Origin of the sequence: Anoxybacillus ayderensis (assembly GCF_013761015.1) — a bacterium.
GTDB classification, from domain to species: domain Bacteria; phylum Bacillota; class Bacilli; order Bacillales; family Anoxybacillaceae; genus Anoxybacillus; species Anoxybacillus ayderensis.
Genome location: NZ_JACDUV010000003.1, coordinates 173,044 through 190,866 on the forward strand (window position 1 = coordinate 173,044; position 17,823 = coordinate 190,866).

Annotated in this window: 26 protein-coding genes; 25 read left to right on the plus strand and 1 reads right to left on the minus strand. The window is 42.7% G+C overall.

Annotation, left to right across the window (positions count from 1 at the left end):
- Positions 1–8: 8 nt before the first annotated feature.
- The 19 genes from HNR63_RS05450 (at position 9) to HNR63_RS05540 (ending at position 13,009) form a co-directional block, all read left to right on the plus strand.
- Positions 9–410, plus strand: a complete 402-nt coding sequence (locus HNR63_RS05450; RefSeq protein ID WP_181520062.1) for a phage structural protein — start codon at positions 9–11, stop codon at positions 408–410.
- A gap of 13 nt (positions 411–423) precedes the next feature.
- Positions 424–693, plus strand: a complete 270-nt coding sequence (locus HNR63_RS05455) for a hypothetical protein (protein ID WP_181520063.1) — start codon at positions 424–426, stop codon at positions 691–693.
- A gap of 195 nt (positions 694–888) precedes the next feature.
- A complete protein-coding gene (locus tag HNR63_RS05460) occupies positions 889–3,030 on the plus strand; it encodes a phage tail tape measure protein (protein ID WP_181520064.1) in 2,142 nt (713 codons plus the stop codon).
- A 9-nt stretch (positions 3,031–3,039) separates the two neighbouring features.
- Positions 3,040–3,648, plus strand: coding sequence for a LysM peptidoglycan-binding domain-containing protein (locus tag HNR63_RS05465; RefSeq protein WP_343047640.1), 609 nt, complete (start codon positions 3,040–3,042; stop codon positions 3,646–3,648).
- Positions 3,649–3,957: a phage baseplate plug family protein gene (locus HNR63_RS05470; protein ID WP_181520066.1), complete on the plus strand. Its 309-nt coding sequence runs from the start codon at positions 3,649–3,651 to the stop codon at positions 3,955–3,957.
- Positions 3,957–4,751, plus strand: a complete 795-nt coding sequence (locus tag HNR63_RS05475) for a phage protein (protein ID WP_181520067.1) — start codon at positions 3,957–3,959, stop codon at positions 4,749–4,751. The genes HNR63_RS05470 and HNR63_RS05475 overlap by 1 nt, the downstream gene beginning before the upstream one ends.
- Position 4,752: 1 nt before the next feature.
- On the plus strand, positions 4,753–5,127 hold the full coding sequence (locus tag HNR63_RS05480) for a Gp138 family membrane-puncturing spike protein (RefSeq protein WP_181520068.1): 375 nt from the start codon (positions 4,753–4,755) through the stop codon (positions 5,125–5,127).
- Entirely contained in the window at positions 5,124–5,480 is a 357-nt protein-coding gene (locus HNR63_RS05485; RefSeq protein ID WP_181520069.1) for a contractile injection system sheath initiator, read from the plus strand. The genes HNR63_RS05480 and HNR63_RS05485 overlap by 4 nt, the downstream gene beginning before the upstream one ends.
- On the plus strand, positions 5,473–6,648 hold the full coding sequence (locus tag HNR63_RS05490; RefSeq protein ID WP_181520070.1) for a baseplate J/gp47 family protein: 1,176 nt from the start codon (positions 5,473–5,475) through the stop codon (positions 6,646–6,648). Before HNR63_RS05485 ends, HNR63_RS05490 begins: the two co-directional genes overlap by 8 nt.
- Complete coding sequence (locus HNR63_RS05495) at positions 6,641–7,279, plus strand: hypothetical protein (RefSeq protein WP_181520071.1); 639 nt, start codon at positions 6,641–6,643, stop codon at positions 7,277–7,279. The genes HNR63_RS05490 and HNR63_RS05495 overlap by 8 nt, the downstream gene beginning before the upstream one ends.
- Positions 7,280–7,293: 14 nt before the next feature.
- Positions 7,294–7,893 carry a hypothetical protein gene (locus HNR63_RS13790; protein ID WP_220127413.1) on the plus strand — a complete coding sequence of 200 codons (600 nt, stop codon included), beginning with the start codon at positions 7,294–7,296 and terminating at the stop codon, positions 7,891–7,893.
- Positions 7,894–8,235, plus strand: a complete 342-nt coding sequence (avd, locus tag HNR63_RS05505) for a diversity-generating retroelement protein Avd (protein ID WP_181520072.1) — start codon at positions 7,894–7,896, stop codon at positions 8,233–8,235.
- A 275-nt stretch (positions 8,236–8,510) separates the two neighbouring features.
- Positions 8,511–9,578, plus strand: a complete 1,068-nt coding sequence (locus tag HNR63_RS05510; RefSeq protein ID WP_181520073.1) for a reverse transcriptase domain-containing protein — start codon at positions 8,511–8,513, stop codon at positions 9,576–9,578.
- Positions 9,556–10,830: an Ig-like domain-containing protein gene (locus HNR63_RS05515; protein WP_246316751.1), complete on the plus strand. Its 1,275-nt coding sequence runs from the start codon at positions 9,556–9,558 to the stop codon at positions 10,828–10,830. The genes HNR63_RS05510 and HNR63_RS05515 overlap by 23 nt, the downstream gene beginning before the upstream one ends.
- A gap of 15 nt (positions 10,831–10,845) precedes the next feature.
- Positions 10,846–11,046: a hypothetical protein gene (locus tag HNR63_RS05520; protein ID WP_181520074.1), complete on the plus strand. Its 201-nt coding sequence runs from the start codon at positions 10,846–10,848 to the stop codon at positions 11,044–11,046.
- The gene (locus HNR63_RS05525; RefSeq protein ID WP_181520075.1) at positions 11,046–11,189 is read left to right on the plus strand and encodes an XkdX family protein; all 144 of its coding nucleotides are present in this window, start codon (positions 11,046–11,048) and stop codon (positions 11,187–11,189) included. The genes HNR63_RS05520 and HNR63_RS05525 overlap by 1 nt, the downstream gene beginning before the upstream one ends.
- A gap of 182 nt (positions 11,190–11,371) precedes the next feature.
- Complete coding sequence (locus HNR63_RS05530; RefSeq protein WP_181520076.1) at positions 11,372–11,791, plus strand: phage holin family protein; 420 nt, start codon at positions 11,372–11,374, stop codon at positions 11,789–11,791.
- Complete coding sequence (locus tag HNR63_RS05535) at positions 11,784–12,464, plus strand: N-acetylmuramoyl-L-alanine amidase (protein ID WP_181520077.1); 681 nt, start codon at positions 11,784–11,786, stop codon at positions 12,462–12,464. Before HNR63_RS05530 ends, HNR63_RS05535 begins: the two co-directional genes overlap by 8 nt.
- 128 nt (positions 12,465–12,592) lie before the next feature.
- Positions 12,593–13,009, plus strand: a complete 417-nt coding sequence (locus HNR63_RS05540) for a hypothetical protein (protein ID WP_181520078.1) — start codon at positions 12,593–12,595, stop codon at positions 13,007–13,009.
- Between the two features lie 95 nt (positions 13,010–13,104).
- On the opposite strand, the gene HNR63_RS13870 is transcribed toward HNR63_RS05540, so the two are convergent.
- Positions 13,105–13,302 (minus strand): helix-turn-helix domain-containing protein, encoded by a 198-nt coding sequence (locus HNR63_RS13870; RefSeq protein ID WP_181520079.1) that lies wholly within the window; start codon positions 13,300–13,302, stop codon positions 13,105–13,107.
- A 204-nt stretch (positions 13,303–13,506) separates the two neighbouring features.
- Between HNR63_RS13870 and HNR63_RS05550 the strand changes: the two genes are divergently transcribed.
- The 6 genes from HNR63_RS05550 to HNR63_RS05575 all read left to right on the plus strand — a co-directional run bounded on the left by HNR63_RS05550 (position 13,507) and on the right by HNR63_RS05575 (position 17,799).
- Positions 13,507–14,325: a ParM/StbA family protein gene (locus HNR63_RS05550; protein ID WP_181520080.1), complete on the plus strand. Its 819-nt coding sequence runs from the start codon at positions 13,507–13,509 to the stop codon at positions 14,323–14,325.
- A complete protein-coding gene (locus HNR63_RS05555; protein ID WP_181520081.1) occupies positions 14,312–14,512 on the plus strand; it encodes a hypothetical protein in 201 nt (66 codons plus the stop codon). Before HNR63_RS05550 ends, HNR63_RS05555 begins: the two co-directional genes overlap by 14 nt.
- A 14-nt stretch (positions 14,513–14,526) precedes the next feature.
- Positions 14,527–14,682 (plus strand): hypothetical protein, encoded by a 156-nt coding sequence (locus HNR63_RS05560; RefSeq protein WP_181520082.1) that lies wholly within the window; start codon positions 14,527–14,529, stop codon positions 14,680–14,682.
- A 206-nt stretch (positions 14,683–14,888) separates the two neighbouring features.
- Positions 14,889–15,125 carry a hypothetical protein gene (locus HNR63_RS05565; RefSeq protein ID WP_181520083.1) on the plus strand — a complete coding sequence of 79 codons (237 nt, stop codon included), beginning with the start codon at positions 14,889–14,891 and terminating at the stop codon, positions 15,123–15,125.
- Positions 15,126–15,250: 125 nt separating this feature from the next.
- Positions 15,251–15,637: a hypothetical protein gene (locus HNR63_RS05570; RefSeq protein WP_181520084.1), complete on the plus strand. Its 387-nt coding sequence runs from the start codon at positions 15,251–15,253 to the stop codon at positions 15,635–15,637.
- The gene (locus tag HNR63_RS05575; RefSeq protein ID WP_220127414.1) at positions 15,634–17,799 is read left to right on the plus strand and encodes a type IV secretory system conjugative DNA transfer family protein; all 2,166 of its coding nucleotides are present in this window, start codon (positions 15,634–15,636) and stop codon (positions 17,797–17,799) included. The genes HNR63_RS05570 and HNR63_RS05575 overlap by 4 nt, the downstream gene beginning before the upstream one ends.
- Positions 17,800–17,823: the final 24 nt, after the last annotated feature.

The following is a 17,823-nucleotide window of genomic DNA, read 5'->3' on the forward strand; positions in this document are numbered from 1 at the left end:
GGATATAGATGGGAAAAACAAAAACATATGACTTCAAGAAAGTTAGCGTCATCGTTAATGGCGTTTTTATCGCTGGGTTCATGGATGGAGAGCCAATTTCTGTCGAGAAAAACGAAGATGACATCATTCCGCATGTAGGAGCGGATGGAGATGTAACATATGCAGAAAGTGCAGACAAAACAGGAACGATTACTTTAACGCTCAAGCAGACTTCCGCTTCACTTCCATTCTTGCAAAATTTACGCAAGTCAAAAAAGATTTTCTCTATCCAAATCGTCGACATTAACAATGGCGCATACCGTGCAGGCGGTACTGAAGCGCGGATTATGAAAATGCCTTCTCGTTCATGGGGAACAGAAGTGCAAGGTGTAGAAGTGCAAATTCATGTGGCAGACTTAACAGAAGCGTAAGGAGGAATGAGTAATGGTTTTTAAACCAAAAACAGAAGAATACACAAGCCAAGCGGGTAATAAATACGTATTTCAAAGTGTATTTCCATCCAAATGGGCACAAATTCTTGACCAAATCACAGACAAGCATGGAAAGGTTTTAAACTCAAAAGCGATGCCAGCGATGCTTGAGCATGTGATTGTTCAGCCCGCTGGATTGAAGATGGATGACTTCGAGGAATGGGCTGAACTACAGGAGGTGACGCAAGCCGCTTTCTTGTTTCAACAACAAGGAAAACGATAGGTTATTCCAATTAGGGAGCGTTGACGACGTTCCCTTTTCTTTTATTCAACAAGCAAGAAAGAATTGGTGGAAATACGTCATTCCACAATACTTCCCTGCTTACAAACCGAACGAGATAGAGGAATGGCCTGCTGATGTGATTTTAGAACATCTCGCCGCTATTTCCGAGATGAAGAAGAAAGGCGGTGAAAACTAATGGATAGTTTGCGTAATTTAACGGTTGGTATAACGTTTGAAGACAATGCTACTCGCGGCTTGATGCGAATCGAAGACACAACAGACGATATTCGCGATAACTTTCGTGAAATGGGTGTCGGTCTTGCAGGATTATCGGCAGGATTTAGTCAAGTCGGAATTGTCGGAAGCGGAGCAATGAATGATGCTGAACGAGCAGCGGATGACTTAAAAGACGAGATTGGGGAACTAAACGGACAACTTGGAATGTTAGCTGTTACATCGAAAACGACGTTTGCAAATATGGAAGATGATATCGACGACGCAGAAGACGAAATGGAGGAGTTAGGGCGTGAAACAAACCGTACAACTGCGAAAGTGGTGTTGTTAGGCACAGCACTTACTGCCGCATTTGGCGGTGCGGTTGCCGCTTCCGCTCCATTACTTGCAGGGATTGGCGCATTAGTCGCATCGTTCGGAGCGGCAGGAATCGGAGCGGCGGCGTTTGGTGCTGTTGCTGTTGGTGCGCTAACGAATATCTTTGAAACACAAAAAGAAATTGCGAAACTGCAAGAGAAAATCGAAAAAGCCGATTCAGCAAAGGAACGAATCAAAGCGCAGAAAGAGTTAGCGGCAATATACGCAGATATGAGCCAAGAGCAACAAAACGCATTAACAGCGCTACAATCGTTTAAAACTTTTTGGGGCGGCTTTGTTAAACAGTTTGAAAAGCCTATTTTTCAGACATTCGCAAACAGCTTAAAAGGCTTACAAGGAGTTTTGACAGGTTTACAACCGACGATTCAAAATGTTGCGGGTGTGTTTGTCGAATTAACCGATGAGTTTAATAAGTCGTTAGACAGTCCAGCAATGCAACGTTTCTTCACTTGGTTAGAAACAAACGCGGCAGAAAGTCTGTATAACTTTGCTCATATCTTCGGAAACACTTTTTTAGGTATCACGAACATGTTTAGCGCCTTCGCTCCGCTTGGGGCTAGTGTAGAAGAATGGTTAGTACGTATAACACAACGTTTTGAGGAATGGTCGGCAGGATTAAGTCAATCAACAGGCTTTCAAAAATTCGTTGAATACGCAAAAGAAAATGGCCCGATTTTAGCGGATACGTTGAGTAACATTTGGGACATTGGTGTCGGTTTAGTCAAAGCACTCGCTCCGCTTGGTTCAGAAGTGTTGAAAGGGCTTCAATCAATGACGGAATATATCTCGGTCAATGTGATACCTGTCATTGATAGCATCGCAGAAAAAGCCGCTGGTTTTGCTAGCACGATTCGTGACAATTGGGGTCCGATTAAAGAAACGGTTATCGGACTTGGAACGGCTTTTCTTACATTTAAAGGTATCATGCTAGGAATGACTATCATCGGCACAATCAATCAATTAATCACCGCTTTCCGTACAGGTACACTCATGGCGACAATAGCCCAGTGGGGATTAAACGCGGCTATGCTTGCTAATCCGATGACATGGGTAGCGGCAGGGATTGCGACTCTCGTTGCAATTGGTGTCCTTTTGTATCGGAATTGGGATACGATTAAAGCCAAAGCTGGCGAATTGTGGGCTTCTATGAGAGAAAAATGGGCTGGCATCAAACAAAGTACGAGCGAGACGTGGAATAACGTAAAAACATCTATTAGCAACGCTATGACAAGCGCAAAGACCAAAGTCTCCAATTTCTTTTCACCGCTTCTTGAGTTTTTACGAAGCGCAAAAGAGAAATGGGATAACTTTGTCGGTGCGTTGAAAAACTTCAAAATGCCGAAGATTGGTTTACCGAAATGGATGGGCGGTAAAGGTTTAATCCAAGTGCCCGGACACGCAACGGGACTTTCGAAAGTTCCCTACGACAATTACTTAATGCGAGCACATAAGGATGAAACAATTTTACGCGCCGACCAAGCAAGAGCATTAGAGCAAGCAGGAATCCTTGACCGTTCAGGGCATACACCGCGAATCAATCCGTTAGGTACAGTGCCAAGCGCTTCACCAAACACTTATAGCGGTAACACAGAAGTTCACAATGTATTCCAAATTACGATTTATGAAGCGAAAGACGGGAAAGAAACGGCACGTTCGATTCGTGCGGAGTTAGAAGAATTTTTTGCAAGTATCAATCGGATTAGTCCACGCGTAACAGAAGGGTAGGTGTTGGTTGTGGCAATCGAATTGAATGGAAAATCTAAATTAGCAGGATATGAGATATTAGTCCTTGATGAAAGTATCAATACAGGTGTCACAGTGACTGACCATCCTGTTGAGCAAGGGTTCAATATTAGCGACCATATTGAACCCGAAACACCTACTATTGAATTGAACGCAATCATTATTCGCCCTACTTTCGAACGCGCTCAAAAAGCCGTGGATATTCTAGAATCTAAGATGTACAAAGGTGAAAGAATCGTATATGAAGGCAAAAAAATCTATCCAAACTTTGTCATTCAATCGTTTAAGTACAACCGAAACAAAAATATTAAAAACGGATATAACGCATCTATTACACTCAAAAAAGTTCGGATTGCTCAACAATCTTATGTTCCTACGTTGCCTAAAGAACGTTCACAAATAAAGCCCGTGACCAATAGCGGAAGAAAACAAACGCAAAACAAACCGACGAATACTGCTGTTTATCACACTATCCGCAAAGGCGATACCTATTGGTCAATTGCGCCAAAATACGGGACTACATGGCAAGCTATTCAAAAACTGAATCCAGGTGTTGATCCACGAAAACTTCAAATCGGTCAGAAAGTGAGAGTGAAATAGATGCTAGAATATATCCCGATTGAAAAAGAAAATATCCCTTACCGATTTGAAATTGAGTTGGAAGCGGAAGTTTTTGAAATGGAAATCCGATATAACGATTTATACGATTTCTTTACGATTGACCTTTATAAAGATGGAGAGCCTTTGGTTTATGGCGAAAAAGTAGTGTACGGCGTGCCGCTTTTTCAAGATGTGAGGGATTCGCGTTTCCCTGCGGTTGATATTGTGCCAAAAGACGAAGCAGGATTAGAAAATCAAGTGACCTATGAGAACTTTCAAAAAACCGTGTTTTTAGCGGTGGTGAGATAATGGAGCTGTTTGGGCGTTATGCAGTTATAAAAACAGGAAACGTAACTCTAAATAGTGATGATTTAACAGTAGAATTCGAAGCGCCGTTTGATGATGATATGGAGCCGAATGAAAGTAAAATCACGATATACAATCTGTCACAAAAAACAGTGAATCAACTAAAGCGCAATCAACAGTTGACGTTGGATGCTGGATATAAGCAAGACCACGGTGTTTTATTATCCGGCTATATTTCGAAAGTAGAAAACAAAGGTGAACGCACTGACGTAAAAACAACGATATATGTCCTTGATACGAAACCGTTCGATACAAAAAAGACCGTAAAAAAATCGTATAAAAAAGGTATTAAAGCCTCTCAAATTTTGAGAGATTTAATTGCTTCTTTCAGTCTCAAAGTAGCGGTTTTAAAACTCCCGAAAGATAAGGTGTACACAAAAGGATATACCGTAAATGGTGAAATCATTGAGCAATTAAACAAAATTGCCAAAGACTGCGGAGCATCGGCGTATATCAATAAAGGGCAATTATATATACGTTCATTAAAAGAAGGAGATGACACCCGTTTTAAACTTTCAAGTGACACAGGATTGATTGGTTCCCCTGAACCATTTGAAGAAGAAGTCGATGGTCGAATTATCAAAGGCTACAAAGTGAAATGCTTACTTCAATACCGTTTAACTACTGCTTCTATCGTGGAAATTCAATCCAAAACAGTAAATGGAAAATTCCGAGTGAGAAAAGGCCGTCACTATTGGAACGGGAATGAGTTTTATACAGAGATGGAAGTGATTTGAAATGGAAGTCATCAAGTTTATTAAGAATCAAATTGCAGAAGCGATATTAAATTTAAACACTGCTATGCCTTGCAAAGTGCTATCCTACAACGAATCCACTCGGCGAGCAAAAATCCAGCCGCTGTTTCAGATGAAAGAAGTAGGTCGAAATCCTGAAAATTTACCGCCTATAGATGATGTACCTGTGCTTTACTATCGTTTAAAAGTCAACGGGAATAGCCAAACCTATATCCCTGACTTAAAAGCAGGAGATGTGGTTCTTGCGGTGTTTTGTCAACGTGCCATCGACGATGTTTTGACAGGGAAAATCGCTTATCCTGATGTTTCCCGGCATCATGATTTACACGACGCTATCATCGTGGGGGTGATAACTTGAAAGATTTAAAATTGATTGATGGGGATTTAGCCTTTGAAAATGGGGATTTTCAAGTTATTGAAGACAAAGACGAGATTCAACAATGTGTAGGAATTGTTTTAGGAACCAATAAAGGTGAATGTTTTTTTAATCCAGAGTTAGGAATTCGTTTCTTCAACTTGGTCGAAAAACCTACCGATGAAAAGATACGAAACGAAATCCTTGACGGACTTTCACAAGAAGATAGGGTTGATACATTAGAAGATGTACAAATCACAAGAGATAAAGTAAAACGTAAACTGAACATTTCGTTTATAGCCAACTTAACGAATGGAGAAACAATAGAAAGCGTGGTGACAACACGTGTTGGATAAGTACGGATACAAACGAAAGACATACGATGAATTATTAAACGAGATGACCGATAGAACCAAGCAATTATTTGGAGAGGATGCTAATGTGACAGAAAGGTCTTTCCTTGGCATTCTCATCCGAATCATGGCTTGGTTTTTATCTTTAGTGTGGAAAGATAACGAAGATGTTTATTATTCCGCTAATCTCAATACTGCAACAGGAAACAATTTAGACCGACTGTTACCCCGCTATGGAATTACTCGGCGTTTAGCAACCCATTCAGAAGGACCGATTCAAATCAGGGGAACGCCGGGTTATATAGTTCCAGCGGGGTTTTTATGTTCAACTAATAGCGGTATTTTCTTTGAGACGATAGAAGATATCGTTTTAGACGAAAACGGAGATGGTCAAGGAACGATTCGTTGTATCGAAAGCGGACAAATCGGTAACAGAGCGGCTGGGACTATCACGGAAATTGTCAATCCAGATGCCAATGTGGAAAGTGTCTATAATCCTTTGCCGACTACAGGCGGCCGAGAAAAAGAAACCGACCAAGAAGTCCGAGAACGAGCACAACTTTCTAGTGAAGGCTTGGGAAAGGGAACTTTACTTTCCTTACGAGCTGCTTTATTGAAAGTAGATGGTGTACGAGCGGCAACAGTGATTGAAAACTATGGTGATGAGGTAGATTCTTACGGAACACCGCCGAGGGCATTTCAGGCGTTCGTACTAGGTGGAGATGACCAAGAGATTGGGCAAGCGATTTTTGAAACAAAAGCGGCTGGTATTCAGCCGTATGGGGATACACATGTCACGGTAGCGGATATTGCCGGATATACACATGATATTTATTTTTCAAGAGCGCAAGAAGTATCCATTTTTACCAAAGTGACTGTAAAGAAAAACAATGCTTTTCCAGCAGATGGTGAAAATCAAATCAAATCAGCGATTATCCGTTTTATCGGGGGAACGGATGTAAGTGGTTCAATATATGCTGGTTTGAACATGGGTGATGATGTCATTCATTCGAAACTTATCTCTATCGTTTATCAAGTACCCGGCGTTGATGATGTACAAGTAGAGTTATCGACCGACGGTGTCAATTATTCCGCAACTAACGTGTCAATCGGTATTCAAGAAGTAGCGCAAACCGATGCGGATAAGATTGAGGTGATAACTGTTGTTTGATGTCCAAGAAATCCTTAGCAAATTTCAAGATTATTTTCGTAAATACCCTAACAGCAATATCGGAAAATTGATGACGATTTTTGCTGAACAGTTACAAGATTTACAGTTAACCAACCAAAGAATTCGTGAGTGGAGAGACATCGACAAAGCCGAAGGTGCGGTACTTGATGAAATCGGGCTTGAATTGAATCAACCGCGTGGTGTAGCAACCGATGAGGTCTATAGAGTTTTATTGAAATCAAAAAACGCTCGTAATCTTTCGACAGGAGACATCAACACAATTATTCGAGTTCTCTCTATTGCTTTAGACGCAGAGCCGTCGGAAATTCGGATAAAAGAGCAGTGGAATGACCCTACGAATCCACAACCCGCCGCTATTTCAGTGATTGAGTTACCCATTAAGCGTCTAAATGAAATTGGGCTGGATCCAACTCAATTTGCGCGCATTGTGCAACGAACAGTAGCGGCTGGTGTAAAAGTGAACACAATCGAGATGAGCGGAACCTTTGAATTTTGTGCTCTCCCTATCGAAACAGATGGAAACAAAGGATTTTCAGACATAGATGGAACAGTCGGTGGGTATCTCGGATTAGTGTATCAACCGAATCAAAATCAAGATTTACCTTTATAGGAGTGTGATGTATAGTGCCTTTTGACCAAAACCAACTACCAACGTGGAACAAAGAGGGAGTAGAACCACCGCAAAGTTTAAAGGATGACGGTTGGCAACCAAGCCAGAAACCGCCTGCGGACTATTTCAACTGGTTTTTTAACAAAACCTTTAAAGCGTTGCAATCGCTATTTACGAACGCACAACATAAAGACGAAAAAGGACAGCCTAACGGTTATGCCGCATTAAACGCAGAAGGGAAAGTGGTTAATGCAGACGGAAGCCTTGCAGGTGGCGTTCAAAGTGTAAACAACAAAACAGGTGCTGTCATATTAACCGCATCTGATGTAGGAGCAGAAACACCAGCGGGCGCGCAAGCGAAAGCCGACCAAGCGGAAGCGGATGCGAATAACTACACCGACCAACAACTTGCTGCACATTTGGTTGAAACTGCGTCAAAATTTACAAACATCAATCTCAACATTATCGACATGGCGGTGGAACTTGAAACACTCAAAGGTGCAACGCTGAATGGCGTCACCGCCAATATTTTCGTTGAGACGTTTCAAAATTTAGCCGACATCAATCTCATGAACGGGATTTATGACAGTACAAACAAAAGGTTGGCGATTTAATTGAGTCAGTCTGCAACAGATTTAATTTTATATAAAAAGACAGAAGTGCTACTTAATGAAGTCTATCCTGTTTTAAAAAACTTCCCAAAAGCGGAGAAGTTTGCTTTGTGCCAGGAAATTAAACAAACATTCTATTCACTTTTGAAATATATAATGCTTGCGAATAACGTAAAATCGAAAAGACGATTGTACCAAGAAGAAGCGGATGCATATATAAAACTTCTTCTTGTTTTGTTTAGTGTTGCTAAGAAGCAGAAATATCTTTCGCAGAAGAAGCATTTATATTTCCAAACAAAAATTCTTGAATTAGGTAAACTTCTCGGTGGATGGATGAGGTCTTGACGATCTCTTTATAGTGGCACTGATTAGGGTTACGGCTGTTTGGGCGCCAACCGCGCGATCCGCGGGTACAACTCGGCTCGCTACTGGGACTACAATTCTTCGAGCAACCGCAATACGAACGTCGGTTGGCGCCCCGCCTTGTTAGTCATTTCGATTAGAACGGCTACGGCTTTTCTAACGGGCTTTGAAAAACTTCAAGGGAGCTGTAATCCTTCGCTCGAAGAGCGTAAACACATGAATAGTCATATCGCCTAGCATCATGGGAGGCAGCCGATATGGTGAAAAGATACGATCGTTTGTACGAGAAGATTGTTGATTTTAATAATCTTCTTTTTGCTTATAAACAAACCATAAAGGGTTCTCGAAAATTCAAGAAAGAGGCTATTTTGTTTTCAATGGCCGAAGATGTGAATTTGTTTAATTTATGGAAAGAGTTAAAAACAGGAAGGTATCGAGTCGGCGAGTATATTCGATTCAAAGTGTATGAGCCGAAAGAACGTTTAGTCAGCGCTCCGCGTATTCGAGATAAGATTGTTCAGTTTGCTGTGCATAACGTGATTAAACATGTATACAAAGGCGTATTCATTAAAGATTCTTATGCTTGTCTTGAGGGACGAGGAACACATCGAGCAGTTGATGCTGCGCAACGATATATGAGGATGGCTGAACGCAATTTTGGCGGCGGCTGGATTGTGAAAGTGGATATTTCAAAGTTTTTCTATACAATTGATCGCGAAATATTAAAACGAATTTTACGGAAGAAAATAGCTTGCGAACGCACGTTATGGCTTCTTGATACGATCATTGACAGTAGTCCAGAAGGAGAAGTCGGAATCCCTCTTGGAAATGTTACCAGTCAAGACTTTGCAAATATCTATCTTAACGAACTTGACCAATATGTAAAGCGTTATTTAGGAATTAAATATTATGTACGCTATATGGATGATTGTATAGCAATAGTACCAACGAGAGAAGATGCGAATTTGTTAAAAGAGCAGATGGTTTGGTTTTTACGAACAAAATTGAACTTAAAAGAAAACGAGAAAAAAACACAGATATTTCCTCTAAAACAAGGTGTAAATGCGTACGGTTTTAAAATATGGACAACTCATAGAAAAGTACGCGATCAATCAAAACGAGCGATGAAACGGCGGATAAAAGCGATGGATCGCAAGTTAAAGGGGGGATTGCTGACGGAAAAAGAAGTGAAACAAGCTGTTGATAGCTGGCTTGGTCATGCACGCCATAGTAATTCCTATAATCTAGCGAAGAAAATATTCGCTCCATATCCGTATATCAACGTGGAAGGAGAGATGAAGTTTGGCGAATGGCGATGTGATTAAACTTGGTACGCTGTATATGGGAAGCACGAGGATTCCCCGCCCGACAAACCCATGGCGGAACGACACAGAACCTTATACAGGTGCTGGCGTAGGGAATATACAGAATTATAGCGCGGGTGCTACATTAGAGATTCGAAACACGGAAACGAACTATGAAATGCAATGGATTGAAGTTAATGACGGTGGCAAAAAATACCTTGTCTGCGACCGTGTTATGCTCGTCAATATCAGCTGGGATGACCTTAACGCACAGGGTTTAATTTTCGGAAAAACAGTCACAATTGACGGACAGCAATATAAATTAAGAGTATTAACCGGCGGTTCTAATCTTCGCAGCGGTTCAGATTATTATAGTGGCGGCTCTCCCGCATCAAACGAGTGGGATCGTTGGATTGTAAATGAAGCGGGATTGAGTGGCTTACCTACTCCATCTTCATCAGACTTAGATTCGACATTAAATAGTACAGATAAGAATAGCGCACATAATCAAAAATGGAATTGGATGGGAGTTTATTCTTGGGTGCAAGAAACCTATACAGGAGACAGCGCCTACCGCGCGATCCGCGGGTACTACTCGGCTCGCTTCTGGGTCTACTATTCTTCGAGCTCCCGCACTGCGAGCGTCGGTTGGCGCCCCGTCCTTGAAGTTCTGAATTCTGCCCCTGTGATTTCTGGCAGCGACAGCAACTTAGGGAACAAATCAGCTTCTTTTTCGGTGAACTACTCCGTGAACGACACAGATACAGGCGATACACTTACAGTCACGGAAAAAGTCGATGCGACAATAATCCGCACAATCAACAATGCAGTCCGTGGTCAAACATATACACTCGATTTAAGTAGTGTATGGTCAACTTTATCGCTTGGCTCACATACTATTACGATTACTGTCAATGATGGAAAAGGCGGTACAGCAACGCGGACATATACGTTTACCAAAACGGATGACCGCATCAAATTCACGCTGAAAAATCCGATTGAAACATCTATTGCGGCAAAGAAACTTGTGGTGAGTGGAGTAATGACTGTGCCGAACGGCGCGACATTATCTGTAAAAGCTTGCAACAACGGCTTTGATGCATCACCAACATGGGAGGACATTACACAAAAGTTTTTAAGCCGTGAAGTTCACACATTCGTCAACACGACAAAAACAGCTGCGAAGTGGGGGATCAACTTGCAATTTGAGATTTTGAAAGGCACTGCAACCGAACAAATCATCGTAGACGGATTCGGTTTTTCATTCGAGTAAAAGGAGGGTTGAAAGATGAAAAGCATACGAATCAAAGACTTAGAAATTGTGGAACAAGAAAGGAAACATGGAGAAATAGCAGAGAAAAGCACATCGATGGCATTAGCGCAATTAGCACTTGAAAATCAAAAGAAAGACATATTGATTACTCAATTAACGCAGACTGTAGCGAATCTAAACATTGAAATTATGAAACTCAAAGGAGGAATCAGTTAATGAAAAGTGTGTTTTTCGACTTTTATAATACTTTTTACAAAATGGGTTACCTAACAAAAGATATTATCCATGAAGCGGCACAATGGGGAGTTATCACACTCGAAGAATATAAAGAGATTACAGGTGAAGAATTCGTTGTATAACAGGACGATAATGCGGCACAAACAAACACCAAACCAAGGGCACATTTTTTTATGCCGTTTTACTTTAGCTGAGTATAAGGAGATCACAGGAGAAGAGTTTACTGCGTAGTCGTAATGCGACACAAACAAGCGCCATGAAGGCGTATTTTTTATGCCGTTTTACAGAAAGAGAGGTTGTTGAGTTGGAACGATTAGAAGTTGCTTTTAAAACCGGCGCGGCCGTATCGGGGGCTGTCGTCGGTTATTTGTTTGGCGGTTGGTCTGAATTGTTGGGCATCTTACTTGCATTCGTCTCACTTGATTATGTTACAGGTGTGTTGGCAGCATCGAAAGAAGGAACATTGAGGAGTGCAGTTGGTTTCAAGCGCATTCCGAAAAAAGTCATGATTTTCATACTCGTAGCAGTCGGACATTTAATTGATCGTGCTGTCGGAACAAATGGACTGTTCCGTGACGCAACGATCTTTTTTTATTTAGCGAATGAGCTACTTTCGATCATTGAAAATGCCGGACGAATTGGGCTTCCCGTGCCAGAACAAATCAAGCAGGCGGTAGAAGTGTTGAAAGGAAGAAGCGAGAAAGGAGAGGGGAAAAATGTCTAAAATCTACTGGGATAAAGGGCATGGCGGCGATGATCCTGGCGCGGTGGCAAATGGATTGCAGGAAAAACAGTTGACACACAAAATCGTGGAATATGCAATGTCTTACCTCGAAGAGAATTATACAGGCTTTGAACAACGTGTCACTCGTACAGGAGACCAAACGCTGACGTTGTCCCAACGCGCCGATATGGCAAACGCATGGGGTGCAGACGTATTTGTCAGCGTGCATATCAATGCTGGCAAGGGCACAGGGTTTGAAAGTTATGTTCATCCTAACGCATCACCACAGTCAATTGCATTGCAAAACGTGTTGCATGGTGAAATTTTATCCGCAATGCGCCAGTTTGGTAACATCACAGACCGAGGCAAAAAACGGGCTGATTATGCCGTTTTACGAGAAACAAAAATGCCTGCCGTGTTGACCGAAAACTTGTTCATCGACAGCAACGATGCAAAACTATTGAAAAATGAAGCGTTTCTCAAAGCCGTAGGAGAAGCGCACGCACGAGGTGTCGCTAAATTTTTAGGATTGCCGCAAAAAGCAAAACCACAAGAAAAATCGTCTGATGGAAAATTGTATCGTGTGCAAGTCGGAGCATTTAAAGATAAGTCAAACGCAGAAAGGTTAGCAAAAGAACTAAAAGACAAAGGCTATCCAGCGATTATCGTTTAATTCCCTGCCACATCGGCAGGGCTTTTTTATTTTCTATGGAATCACTTTTCTGTCCATGCTATACTTTTGATGAAACTTTTTCCGATTGCTTGCGTACATACATATCATATAAAAGGGGAGGAATCGCAATGTTTAAAAATCTAAAGGAAATATTCAAACAGCGTATTAATGTCGAAATCCTTTCGGGTGGGCACGTTCTAACTGATAAGGATATGCCGGTTCGCTTCATTAATATTGTCAAAGGAGAAGAACCAGGCGAAATCATCACAGAAGTGCCATTCGCAGACAAAAAGAAATGGACACTTGTCGGCGTTGATTGGGAAGAATCACATACACGTAGCGCAGGGAAAGCGGCAGCGGGTGCGGTTGTCGGAAAAATGGTTGCTGGAACAACAGGAGCAATTGTAGGAGCGGCTATGGGTGGAAAGCAGATTGACACATCAAAAGCATACTTGCGTTTACGTGACGTAGAAGGTATGGAACATACGCTTCATATCAAGTGCGACGAAAAACTGTATCGCCAACTTTCTGCATTGTTGGGTTAAAAATCCTGTTTTTATTCTGTAAAGAAAGTCGTTGTATTAGACAAAGACGGGAAAGTGATGTTCACAAAAGAAAATTATCAATAAGAAGGGCAGCGTCATGACTGCCCTTTTTCATACAACTCCTCTATATTCACCCCTAACACCTCCGCTAACTTAAACGCCTTATCCACCGTCGGATAATTTTTCCCTACAATCCAATTCGATAACTGATTCGCGGATACTCCAACCTGTTCCGCTACATATTTTTTCTTATAGCCTTTTTTCTCGATAATTTCCCCGATTTTACTTTTCACTTATCATCACCATTTTATATCTTCTCCATATTTCTTTTTATTCCTTTCCAAGTATAGTGTGAAAAAAAACAAAAAAAAATTGGAGGACAAATTCTATCGTACAAGCAACCGCTCATATGCTCTAACAACTGAATCACTAGTGAATAACTCCTACCGATACAACTCGTCTAGTGATTCACTAATGAACAACATGGAGGTGAGCATATGATTGTTGGTGTTGACGCTGGAAATAGTGAAGTGAAGATTGCTGGTATCAACGGCACGATGAAGTTTTGTGCAGCGATTGGCGAGTACCAAGAACGCAACCTCGAAAACAACCACGGAGACGGCATGGTGTGGGAGTACGAAGGAAAACGAGGATTCGCGGGTACGCTCGCGCTTATCGAGTCTGATTATGGTGGCATGGTCATGGGTGATACAAAGGCTCACGAGGACGCGAAAATGCGTGTGTTGTTAGCGTTACATCGGTACAGCGATTCAGATTATTATGAAATTGTTGTCGGTCAGCCGATCAGCAAGCACACTCCAGATGAAAAAAAGAAAATTAAAGAAATGCTCATCGGTCGGCATACATTGACGGTTAATGGTGAAACGAAGACATTTACAATCACCAAATGCGAAGTAGCAGCTGAAGGAGCATCAGCGTTCTGGAGTTCACCAACAAACGGATTGATACGTATCATCGACGTTGGAAGCGCAACGGTCAATTGTGCGACGCTCTTGAACAGACGATATGTCAACCGCGATTCAGAAACGCTTCCTTTCGGCTATAACAGCGTGCGAAACAAGGACTTACATGAGTTATCTCGCGGTATCTTTTCACACGTATCGAAACGTTGGAAACGTGAGGATACGGTGTATCTCGTCGGTGGTATCGCGGAGCTACTATTGGAACCGATGATGCGGTATTTTCCGAACGTGGAAATCATGTGGCCTGTATTGCACGATGGATATGAAGATCCAATTTTTGCGAATGCCGTTGGATTTTACACGATCGGGAGGGGGATATATGCACATTGTTAGGAAACCTGTTGCTTTTAACATTGAAGACCCCGACCAGCTTGCGTTGTATGAACATGCGATGAAAAGAACGAATTTTTCCGCGTACATTAAGCGGTTGATACAGCGTGATATGGAAGGTGTGAGTGTTAAGCGTCCGATTTTAGAGACGCAGGAAGTACAGACGGAATATTTCAACGACTTCATTTGAAAGGAGAAATGAAAATGAAAAATTTAAAATCATTATCGACAGATGTACTGGAATTATTATTAACTGATGCTGTTATGAGAATGTATCATGCAACGGATAACACAGCGTACATCATGAAGCAAGCACAGTTGATTGCAGATATAAAAGAAGAATTATCTTCAAGACAGTAACTCGGTAATACCATCTTTTTAAAATCAGTAATACCGCTATGACCAAAACAAAAGGCTCCACCATTAAAGGGGTGAAGCCACGCTAGTACCGTGCTACGCTTACGGTAATAGCGTATGCGCGCAGACGTGAAAATATGCGTGTCTATCCGTGCATTTCATACGACAAAAAAATTAGGCAGAGTAATACCGAAAACGGAGGTGTCGGTATGACTAAAAAGCATGTCAAATCTGTATCGTTCAACTTGAAAGATGAAGTGGAACAGCAACTATGGAAGTACGTGTCCAAGAAAAATTTTAGCGGGTATGTGAAAAAGCTCATCATTGAGGACATGAAACGAAAAATGACAGAAAAAAAAGAGCAGTCCAACACCGCTCCTGTCCAAGAAAAGAAATCTATATCCAAACCGTCTACGTCCATGCCGAAATTGTTCTCATCCAAGTAATCCTGTCGCTTTAGCAATCACTAACGCCGTACCGCCAAGTATTAATAAACCACCAATGACAGTGTGCATCGTCATCACCTCGCTTTTGTGAGTAGCATAACCAAAAACGAAAGGGGTTATACATCATGTTTTTTACACCGCGTATCGAAACAGTTGGGAGTGTTCGAGATTTTTTAGCCGAGAGCCGAAAAAAGGAGGTGAGTGGGGAAAACAAATTCTTACAGGTGACATCGTTGACCGCCGCCCTATCCACGTACGCCTCGACAGCGAGCGCGGCAAGCATCCAAGACAAAATCATTCACGCATTCGATCCACTCATCGAACTAGTGCAAGCACTAGCCTACCCGGTCGGATTCACGATGATATGCGCAGGCTTCCTGGTCATCATGACGGGGAACCGACACAAGGGGTTGCACATCATCAAGTGGGCAGCGATCGGATTCATCGGGATGCAGTTTGCACCGGGAATCATGAGCATCCTACTAGAAGTCGGAAAAAGCATCGGGAAATGAAAACGTTACGTATCACCCCGGACAGTCGGCTGACGAACCAAAACACAGAAGAACTCGCCCGGACGATGTGCGTCTACATGTCACCGCTTGAGCGTTGGAACGGGAAGGGGTTCGATGACGCCCCTTTCCTCTCCTTTGAAACGGTGCTCGAGAAAGAAAATACAGGTTTTTACGTGACCGTTCCTGCTTCACAAGTTGCACTCGCTCAGAAGGCGATTGAAAGTACATGGGCAAAAGTTGCGGTCGAGGAAGTATCAGAGCCGTTCACAGAAGTCCCATATTTGACCGCTACGCTATCTTACGAGCGGCACTATATGTTTTCCCTTCGTGTCGACAGACGAACGTTAGGCGCGCTTCCTAGCGCGTTAGAAACGCTTCGTAGTATGGAAGAAGGGGAAAAGGTCTATATCCAAGTGTTAGCCACTCCTGCTCACAAGGATTGGTTTATGGGGGCGGTAGAAGCATACGAACGGTTTAAACAAGGAGATATGCCGAAAAAGATGAAAATAGATAAAAAAAGTGTAGGGAGAACCGCGCTTAAAGCACTTACACACACCGTGTACGGAGCAGCAAGCGTGATGACAGAGCTGCTGACAGGTGAGGAATTAGAACCGCTGAAACTCGACGGAAGTGAGCGAGCGATGATTTTACGCGACGGACGATTGAGCGATGCAACTCTATCCAAAACAAAGGGCGATGCCTATGAAGTACAGATTCGCGTGGGTGTCGTATGTCACGATCACGCCAAATCACATGCCCTTTTACGTATGGTGACGATGGCGTTTCGTGAACTCGATGGCGATAACATGCTTGCTCCAACGATTAGCAATCCACGTAAGACGTTTGAAAAGATGAAACAGCGTAAACTGTCATCACTAACGAATAAAGACTATTTTAGCATCGCTGAATTAAGTCGATTGCACCTATTGCCAACCTCCGAATACCAAGAAAAATACCATATTCCAAACATCGCACAGCTCGAAACAGAAGTGCCAGCGGCATTCACAAGGGGAGGTTTGTATTTCGGTGGCGTCACCTATAAGAAAACCACTATCCCTGTCTACCATCCGACAAACAACCACGACATCCTATGCCTTCCACGTGTCTATATCGGTGGCATGGGTAGCGGGAAAACACGTGGAGCAGCAGCCAACATGGTGGTAGAAGCTGTGCGTAACGGATTCGGGGCGCTGGTAATCGATCCAGCCAAAGGGGAAATCTACGAGGAAGTATCGTCTGTCCTACCGCGCAATCAAGTCATACACATCCGACTAGGACAGTATCCTATCGCGCTGGATTGGAGAGAAGTCGCACACTCACCAAAAGCGAGAAACCGGCTTGCCAATACGATGCTTGGCTTTTTTGACCAAGCGGATTTGGAAGCTGGAGGGCAAACCTCGCGGTTTCTACGTGCCGCTGTCATGGCGATGCAGACGGGGCGATTGAGCGAGATACTCTATATCTTCCAAGATGAAGACTATCGTGAGCAAGTCATTTCAACTATGCCCGACAGCATCCACAAGACAACACTCGTGCAGTATCATGAGTTTTCAGACTCCCGGCAAAACCAAGTACTATCCCCTATCCTCAACCGTTTAGATGCGATACTTGGTGATGAGTATCTATCCGAGTGCATGGACGCAGAGGAAGGCCTTGATATGGTAGAACTAATGTCGCAAAAGAAGGCAATCATTATCGACGTTCCAAAGCGTGAATTGGGGGCGGAGGCAGTCAATCTCATCATCAACCTACTATGCACGAAGATTGACTTGGCGATGACGTTAAGAAAAGCACAACACCCATTCTTTGTGTTGCTCGATGAGCCGCATCAATTCTTGCGGTCGGCAAAGATTTGGAAGTCAGCGGCGGTGGAGTCGCGAAAATGGCGTGTGGGATACTGCTGGTTCTTTCATAGCTGGGAGCAAATACCGAGTGATTTAACTGAAATTATCAAATCGGCTGGACCGCATTACACGGTGTATGCGAGTAGTAAAAAGACGTTTAAAGATTTGGCGGAAGAAATTGCGCCGTTTACCATTGAAGACGGCATCCGATTGAAACAGTTCCACGCGATCAATGTCCTGCGAAGTGATGATGGCATGCAGAAGCCGTTTATTGCCAAGATGGCGGCGCCACCGAGTAAAAGAAAAGGGCGGGAGTAATCCCGCCCTTTTTATGGGGGTGAT